General features: G+C 61.9%; 2 protein-coding genes. Both read left to right on the forward strand.

From position 1 onward, the window contains the following. Window positions 1-6,491, forward strand: a 6,491-nt coding sequence (locus tag DD606_RS22805; protein ID WP_129259195.1) for a BapA/Bap/LapF family large adhesin, incomplete at its 5' end; no start/stop codon positions are given. 83 nt (window positions 6,492-6,574) lie between these two features. Further along, window positions 6,575-7,978: a TolC family outer membrane protein gene (locus tag DD606_RS22810; RefSeq protein ID WP_023295304.1), complete on the forward strand. Its 1,404-nt coding sequence runs from the start codon at window positions 6,575-6,577 to the stop codon at window positions 7,976-7,978. Window positions 7,979-8,101 lie beyond the last annotated feature (123 nt).

Here is an 8,101-nt window from a genome sequence, read left to right on the forward strand (position 1 = left end):
ACGGAACCACGGTGACGGTTCGTGACGCCAACGGCAATATCATCGGGACCGGGGTCGCGACGGGAGGCTCCTTCTCCATTGCCCTCTCCCCGGCCCAGTTGGATGCCGCGACGCTGACGCTGATCGCCACGGACCCCGCAGGCAATGCCAGCCCGTCAACCACCTTTGACGTGCCGGACTCTCCGCTCGAGCTGCCTGCGGTGCCGGTGATTACGGCGATCAACGATGACGTCGATCCTGTCACTGGCGACGTGAAAGATAAAACCACCAATGACACCACGCCTACCCTTACCGGCACCGCCGATCCGGGCAGCGTGATCGCCATTTATCAGGATGGGGTGCTGGTTCCGCTGACCAACGTTGTTGCGGATGCAAACGGCAACTGGAGCTACACGCCTCTGTTGCCGCTGACGGAAGGGCCACACACCTTCGCCGTGACCGCTACAAACACTACCACCGGCGCGACCAGCGGGCAGTCGCCTGTCGCGACCGTCACCGTCGACCTTACCACCCCGACAGCGCCAGCCATCGGTGCGGTGACCGATGACGTAGGTCCGATCACCGGGCCAATCGCCGACGGGCAGAGCACCAACGATAACCGTCCTACCCTGACCGGGACAGGCACGGCCGGGGACACCATTACGGTGTACGATGACGGCGACCCGCTGGGCACCGTTATTGTCGGTCCGACTGGCACCTGGAGCTACACGCCGCCTGCGCTGGACGACGGCAGCCACACCCTGACCGTGACCGCCACCGATCCGGCAGGCAATGAGAGCACCCCGTCGGCCGGGATCACCATTGTGGTCGACACCGTCTCCACCACGCCGGTGATTACCAGCGTGACGGATAACGCAGGCAATGCGGCAACGCCTGTTCCAAGCGGCGATCCAACCAACGACACCACGCCAACCCTGACCGGTACCGCTGAGCCGAACAGCGTCGTCGCCATTTTTGATGGCACCACGCAGATTGGTACCGTGGCAGCAGACGGTACCGGCGTCTGGACATTTACTCCTGAAACCGCCCTCGGCGAAGGGACGCATGACTTTACCGTCAGAGCCACGGATCCGCAGGGCAACGTCAGCCAGCCGTCCAACGCCTGGAGCGTCGAAATCGATCTTACTGCGCCACAGGTGCCGACGATCGTTACGGTCAGCGACAACGCCCCGGGTGGTGTAACCGGCCCGCTTACCGCCGGGCAGGTGACCAATGACACCACGCCAACCCTGAGCGGCACCGGCCAGGCGGGCACCACTATTCACGTTCTGAATAACGGCGTGGAGATTGGTACCACTACGGTCGACGGCAACGGTAACTGGACCTTTACGCCGGATCCGGTCCTGACGGACGGGACGTATAACCTGCGCGTAAACGCCAGCGATGATGTTGGAAACGTCTCCGCCAATTCGCCAGTGTTCGCCTTTACGGTGGATACCACTGGCCCTGCGGCCCCGGTGGTCACCACGGTGCTAGACGATGTCAGCCCGGGAACGGGAATCATCGCCAGCAACGGTTCCACCAACGACACCCGTCCAACCTTCAACGGTACGGGGGAAGTGGGCGCAACGGTGCACGTTATTGTCGATGATGTGGAAATCGGCACGGCGGTCGTCAACGCCCAGGGTAACTGGACCTTCACGCCGACCACCGCGCTGGGTGAAGGGCCGCATACCATTACCTTTAACGCCACCGATGCCGCAGGCAATACCGGTGTCACCTCGCCACCGTTCAACCTGACGGTGGATACGTCGGTGCCCGAAGCACCGGTCTTTACCCCTGCCACCGACAATGCCGGTCCCGTGCTGGGCCCGGTCGCCTCGGGACAAAGCACAGACGACACCACGCCAACGCTGAACGGCACCGCGGCAGCCAACGCGACCATCACCATCTATGAGAATGGTCAGCCGGTGGGCACCGCCGTGGCTGATGCCAACGGCGTATGGAGCTTTACTACCGGCACGCTGGCAAACGGCAGCCACACCTGGACCGCCACGGCAACCGATGCCGCGGGCAACATCAGTCCTGCCTCACCGGGCTTTACGCTGGTTGTGGATACAACTGTGCCTGCCGCGCCGGTTATCACCCAGGCGATAGACGATGTTGGCACCATCACCGGGGCGATTGGCTCCGGCCAGACCACGAACGATCCTCTCCCGCGGCTGGTGGGGACCAGCGAGCCGCTGGCCACCGTGAATATCTACGAGGGCACTACGCTGGTGGGCACCGGTACTGCCGATGCTAACGGCAACTGGACCGTCGATATCACCGTGCCGCTGGGCACCGGGTCACACACCTTTACCGCAGAAGCAACGGATCAGGCGGGTAACACCGGCGCGCCGTCCGCCGACTTCAGCCTGATCATTGACACCACGCCGCCAGCCCTACCGGTGCTGACCAGTGTCACCGACGACGTCGGTAATGCTGCGACGCCTGTCGCCAACGGCGGGTTAACCAACGATGCACGACCAACGCTCACCGGTACGGCAGAAGCCGGCGCGACGGTAACCATCTACGACAATGGGGTACAGATTGGCACCGCGGTCGCCACCGGCGGCGCGTGGAGCTTTACGCCGTCCACCCCGCTGGCTGACGGGCCGCATAATCTGACCTTCTCCGCCACCGACGCCGTGGGCAACGCCAGCGCACAGACCGGGGGTTACACCATCAATGTGGATGCCACCGCCCCTGTCGCACCGGCAATCACCTCGATTGTGGATGATGTGGGAACCGTCACCGGCCCTGTCACCGGCACCAACCCAACCAACGACACCCGTCCGACCTTAAACGGTACGGCGGAAGCCAATGCCACCGTACGTATTTACGACGGCACGACGCTGGTGGGAACCGTCACTGCCGATGCCAACGGCAACTGGACGCTGCCGCAAACCAGCACCACGCTGATCGAAGGCGCGCATAGCTTCACCGCCACCGCCACCGATGCCGCGGGCAATACCAGCGCGCCATCGCCGATTATCACGATCAATGTTGACCTGACGCCGCCAGCAGCCCCAACCGGGCTGGCGGTGATCACCAACGGGACGCAGGTTACCGGTACGGCGGAAGCGGGAAGTACCGTCACCATCACCAGCAGCACCGGAACCGTGCTTGGCACAGCCGTTGCGGACGGCAGCGGAAACTTCAGCGCCACCCTCACCCCTCCACAGACCGGCGGGGAGTCACTGATTGTCTTTGCTACCGATAAGGCCGGTAACGCGGGTATCACCACCTCCGTGATTGCCCCGATCACCACGATCCCGAACGCGCCGGTTATCGCTAACATCGACGATAACGTCGGCACAGTGACGGGCAACCTGACCAACGGGAAAACCACCGATGACACCACGCCAACCCTGAGCGGCACGGCGCAGCCGAACGCGACCATCACCCTCTATAACAACGGGGTGCTGATGGGCACGGTCACCGCGAATGCCAGCGGCAACTGGAGCTTCACCACGCCGGTGCTGAGCGAAGGGCCACATGCCTTCACCGCCACGGCGAGCAACGGCTCGGGCACCAGCCCGATTTCCACGTCGACCACCGTCATTGTCGATCTCACTGCGCCAACGGCTCCAACCGGGACCTTCAACGCAGACGGCAGCGTACTGACCGGTAGCGCCGAAGCGGGCAGCACCGTCACCATCCGTCTGGCGGACAATTCAACGGTCACCGCCACGGCAGACAGCAACGGATCCTGGAGCTACACCTTCCTCAATAAACAGACGGAAGGCCAGACGCTGCAAATCACCGCCACCGATGCGGCAGGGAACGTCTCGCTGCCCGGCTCAGCCCTTGCGCCGGTGGTGCCGCTCTCTGCCAGCACCAACGTTGAAGAGCTGGCGCTGACGACCACCGCAACGGTGACCAACTCGCAGTACAGCGACTATGGTTTCCTGCTGGTGGGTGCCGTAGGTAACGTGCTGACGCTGCTCGGCAACGACACCGCGCAGGTAGGTTTCACCGTCGGCAACGGCGGCAGTGCGGATATTGCCGTGAACGCCAACGCCACGGGTGCCGTTCTTTCCCTGCTCAATACCCTTGAGCTGGTGGTACAGCGCTTTGACGCCGCCAACAACACCTGGACCACCGTGGTCGATACCGGACAGCCGCAGTTCGCTGACCTGCTGACCCTCGGCGCGACGGGGGTGTCGCTGAACCTGACCGGTCTGGCGGATGGTCAGTATCGCGTCCTGAGCTACAACACTAACCTGCTGGCAACCGGTTCTTACACCAGCCTCGATGTGGCGGTGAAAGAGACCAGCGCAGGCACCGTGTCCGGCGAAACCAACATTGTCGGTAACGTCATCACCGACGTGGATCCAACCGCAGGCAGCGACAACGCCCCGGCGGGCACCACCGTCACTGCGGTCACCAACGCCCAGGGCACCACCACCAGCGTTACGGCTGACGGCACAGTGATTCAGGGGCAGTACGGCACGCTGACCATCAACCTGGACGGCAGCTATACCTATAACCTGACCAACACCAGCGCCGCCGTCATTGGCCGCACGGAGAACTTTACCTACACCATCACCCACAACGGCACCAGCGCCTCGGCAAATCTGGTGCTGTCGCTGGGCGAAGGCACCAGCAGCAGCGGTATCGTGGCCGTGGACGATACCGCCTCGCTGACCTTCGATACCACCGTGGAGGCGATCAACAACGGCACCTCGTCGCAGGGCGGCTTTACCCTGGTGGGGATCAACCTTGGCAATACGCTGGGGCTGAACCTGCTGGACGATCTGGCCAACCCGATCATCTATAACGTGGAAGAAGGCACCACCCGTACCATGACCGTTCAGGCGTCCGTGGGCGGCGTCGCGCTGGCCTCGGTGTTCGACCTTTACATCTATAAGTTCAACAATGCGACGCAGACCTTCGAGCAGATGCGCGTTGAACCCGGCTGGCTGCGCGCGCCGCTGCTGGGCGGCACCTCCCCGCAGCTGACGCTGAATCTGCCCGCCGGTGAGTACCTGTTCCTGCTCAATACGGCGGCGGGGATCACCGCGCTGACGGCCTACACGCTGAACGTCTTGCAGGATCATGTCTACAGCGTGGCAAGCGTGAGCGAGAGCACCACCGGCGATGTGCTGGCGGATGATATTGCGCCAGCGGGTACCGTAGTCTCCGACGTTAACGGCGTGGCGGTGAACAGCAGCGGTCTGACGGAGATCACCGGCGAGTACGGTACGCTGCGGATCAACGCGGCCGGAGAGTACACCTACACCCTGAACAGCGGGGTCGGCGCGGACCATATCAGCACGCCGGATACCTTCGTTTACACCATCACCGCGCCTGACGGCTCGAAAGACACGGCATCGTTGAACATCACCCCAACCGCGCGCCCAATGGATGCGGTAAACGATGTCAGCACCGCGATGGACGTCACGTCGGTTCACCATACGGCCGCCTATTCCGATACGACGGTCGGGTCGGCGAGCTGGAACGCTGCGCTGCTTGCCTCAACCCAGGGCAGCGGGAGCGGGACCTTCGTGGTGGATCCTAATACCGCGCTGCATAACGTGGTTCTGTCGTTTAACGTCGCCTCGCTGCTGACGCTTACCGGGTTAACGGTGGACTGGACGCTGTCCAACGGCGCAACCACCGTCAGAACCGGCTCGTTTAACGGTGGGTTACTGCTGGGCGGCACGGCGACCATCAACCTGACGGGTCTCGATCTGGAGGCGGGAACCTATACGCTGAGCTATACGGGCAAAATGGGGCCATTGGGGGTAGGAAATATCACCATCACCCCAAGCGTGACCGGCACCAGCTACTCGCTGTCGCAGTTCGACGCGACGGGTACCCACACCGTTGACGGCAATATCTTCGACGGCACCGACTCCGCAGGGGCGATGGACCAGCTCCACTCGGTTGATACCCGCGTGAGCATTACCGGCTACGACGGCGTTACCACTACGCTGGATCCGTACACCGGCAGCACGATGTCAAACATCACGGGCCACTACGGGACGCTGGCGATTGCCGCTGACGGCAGTTACACCTACACCCTCAACCCGGGTATTTCGCTCTCTACCATTACCAGCAAGGAGGTCTTTAACTACACACTGACCGATGCCAACGGTGTTAAAGATACCGCGTCGCTGACCATTGACATGGCGCCGAAATTTGTCAGTTCGGAGCATAACGATGTGATTAGCGGTACGGCCTACGGCGACACGTTGATTTATCAGGTGTTGAACAACACGGCGGGTAACGCCACCGCAGGTAACAGCACGGGCGACCACTGGACGAACTTCTCCCTCACGCAGGGAGACAAGATCGACATTGGCGATCTGCTGGTGGGGTGGAACGGTAGCGCGTCGACGCTGGGGAACTATGTCTCTGTTTCACAAAGCGGTAACAATACTGTGATCTCCATCGACCGTGACGGCACGGGAGCCGCCTACACTAAATCTACACTCGTTACGCTGGACAATGTTCAGACCACCTACGACGAGCTTGTAAACCAGCAACACATCATTACCTGATAGCACCTGCAAGAAATGACCCGGGCGCGCGCAGCGCCCGGGCATAAACAAAAAAGCAGTACTTTTTTTATTAGGGACAAGACATGGGAAAGAAGATGCCTTACTGGTGGCTCTCGTGCTGCCTGATATCTGTGCCCGCTATCGCGGCAAACCCTGCGGCGATGATTAATACCGGACAATTAAGCGAAACGCAGGAACTCCCCTCTTTAAATGGCCGCGTGGCGCCCGTAGCCAGCAAAGCCGCCCCCGGCACGCTACAGCTGAATGAAGCGGTTAACCGCGCCGTGACCTGGCATCCGGCTATCAGTGAAGCCGTCGGCAAACTTTATCAGCAGAGCGAAAATGTGGACGTCGCTAAATCGAAATATTATCCGCAAATTAACGCTGGCATGGATAACGGCTATAGCCACGACGGCGACGATAATGGCTTTACCCCCTCGCTGGTGCTTTCTCTTTCGCAAATGCTGTACGACTTCGGCAAAGTCGCAAGCCAGGTGCGCGCCGAAAACGCGGGCGTCGCCCAGCAGCAGGCCAACGTGCTGGTGAGCATCGACACCATCGCCCACGATACCGCCATCGCCATGGTGCAGGTGCAGACCTGGCAGCAGATGGTCGAGACCGCCAAAGAACAGCTGGATGCCCTGTCCTCCATCGGCACCCTGACGAAACAACGTAATGATGAAGGCGCAACGTCACTCTCTGACGTGGTGCAGACCGATGCCCGTATCGAAGGGGCGCGTGCGCAGCTGATGCAGTATCAGGCGAGCCTCGACAGCTCGCGCGCCACGCTGATGAGCTTGCTGGGCTGGGATAGCCTGAACGCGGTCAGCAATGACTTTCCGCAAAGCCTGGCCCGCAGCTGCGACATCGCCGAGCCGGACGATCGTCTGGTGCCCTCGGTATTAGCGGCCTGGGCGCAGGCCAACGTCGCGCAGGCAAATCTCGATTATGCCAACGCGCAAATGACCCCTACCGTTTCTCTGGAGCCGGAAGTTCGTCACTACCTGAACGACCGCTACGCGGGCAACGAAACGCGGGACCGCACCCAGTACTCCGCGTGGGTTAAAGTGCAAATGCCGCTCTATCAGGGTGGCGGCCTCACCGCCCGGCGTAACGCCGCCGGACACGCGGTGGAATCCGCCCAGTCCACCATCCAGCGCACCCGTCTTGAGGTGCGGCAAAAACTGCTGGAAGCGCGCAGCCAGGTGATGAGCCTGATGAGCACGCTTCAGATCCAGGGCCGTCAGGAAGCGCTCAGCGCCCGCACCCGCGAGCTGTATCAGCAGCAGTATCTCGATCTTGGTTCCCGCCCGCTGCTCGACGTGCTCAACGCCGAGCAGGAGGTGTATCAGGCGCGCTTTACCCAACAGCAAACCGCCGGACAGCTGCATCAGCTTCAGCTCAACTGTCTGTACAACACCGGGCGCCTGCGTCACGCGTTCGATCTTGAAAACCGCACCATCCAGACCGTGGAGATCCAGCCATGAAGCAACGCGATATCCCGCAGGGTGAAAACATGACGGATCAGGCGCTAGAGCAGTGGGCGCAGGCGTTTGGCTACGTGGCGACGCGCTATCGCGTTGCCTGCTCGCCAGGCTCGCTCGTCGCAG

The sequence above is a fragment of the Enterobacter cloacae complex sp. GF14B genome, from assembly GCF_004136805.1.
GTDB lineage: Bacteria > Pseudomonadota > Gammaproteobacteria > Enterobacterales > Enterobacteriaceae > Enterobacter > Enterobacter hormaechei_C.

Excerpts from the sequence above, each read along its gene's own strand:
- DD606_RS22810 (WP_023295304.1), top strand. The coding sequence starts at position 6,575 with ATGGGAAAGAAGATGCCTTACTGGTGGCTCTCGTGCTGCCTGATATCT.